We start from the raw sequence: 1182 nt of genomic DNA, 5'->3' as shown, positions 1-1182 counted from the left end.
TGTGGGAGATTCTATGTTGCAGGGCAACCCTGCAACATCGGCTTCGGCTGGTATTCGCTCTGATTTTTCATCAGAGCGAATGCAACTCGGCAGAGCTTACGGGCAAGCACCACCAATGCCTGAGTTTTTGAAAAGCCTCTTGCCAGGTATGACTCGTAGAAGGGTTTCCATCTAGGCGAGCGAGAGGCCGTCATCGCAGCGATGTGAGCTAAGCGCCTTATCTCTGGATCGCCTTTCTTGGTTAGATACCGGGGGCCATTCTTTTTGCCAGAGTCATCCACCCTCAGGTCCATTCCCAAAAACGCAATAAATGCATTGCTGTTCGCAAAATTGCCCCGCATGTAACTGGTGGCCAGTCCGGTTGCGACCAGCTCGCCTACGCCTTCGATGGCTTTACAACGGACGATGTTTTCTGCAATTCCTGAGTCTTTGCTGACCTTTCGTAGCAGTTTCTGAATAGCCTTGATCGCTTGCTCAAAGGCTGTTTGCTGAGTGGCCAGCGCTTCCTTCAGCAGAGGCTCGTCGATCCAGCTCAACATCAGAGCGGTATGATTTCTGACCAGCGTCGCACGTCTATGAAGCAAGCTCTTTAGCGTTGTGTAGGCCTTTGGAGGGGGACACCAGAGCCGCAGCTCTTGCTGTTCATTGGTCAAATACCGCGCTAACAAACGAGCATCACAAGGATCGTTCTTGGCTCGCTGCCCAATGCCGCGACGATAGTTACTTACCCGATAAGCATCCACGACATAAACCTGATGCCCCATCGTATGAGCCAAGTCGACGGTGTCCAGGTGATAAATGTTGGTAGCTTCAATGGCAATGGCGCTTTGGGCGGGCAACGATTTAAGCCAGCGTTTTAGGGTTGTTCGATCATTCTTAACGGTATCTATCGTTTGCAGATCAGAGCGGTATACAGCGATTTCGGCCTTAGCGACATCAATGCCAACAACCGTTTGCGAGGTAAGGATTGTCATAACAAATCCTCGGGGCTAGGGTTTAGGTGCTTGTCGGGGTCTACCTTTGCGCTGGCTTGCATCTATCGTCGATCTTGTCGATGAATTCCTTATTGGCGCTTTGGGTAGAGGGGGCGGGACGAGAAGTCTCCCACGGTCCGTACTGGCTAGAGTCGGAATCGAGCTTTTAGTCCCGCCCACCCCTTCAAGTCTAAACATACAAGCGAGC

Annotated in this window: 1 protein-coding gene; it reads right to left on the bottom strand. The window is 51.8% G+C overall.

The window, feature by feature from the left end; genetic code table 11:
* Positions 1-11: 11 nt before the first annotated feature.
* Positions 12-974, bottom strand: a complete 963-nt coding sequence (locus tag LCU97_RS26455; RefSeq protein ID WP_232778207.1) for an IS110 family transposase — start codon at positions 972-974, stop codon at positions 12-14.
* Between the last annotated feature and the right edge of the window lie 208 nt (positions 975-1182).

It is taken from the genome of Pseudomonas uvaldensis (assembly GCF_021271205.1).
Classification (GTDB): Bacteria; Pseudomonadota; Gammaproteobacteria; order Pseudomonadales; family Pseudomonadaceae; genus Aquipseudomonas; species Aquipseudomonas uvaldensis.
This window is presented reverse-complemented; position numbering and strand designations above follow the sequence as displayed.

Bases quoted from the DNA above. Each gene is read 5' to 3' on its own strand.
- LCU97_RS26455 (WP_232778207.1), bottom strand. From the start codon at position 974: ATGACAATCCTTACCTCGCAAACGGTTGTTGGCATTGATGTCGCTAAG.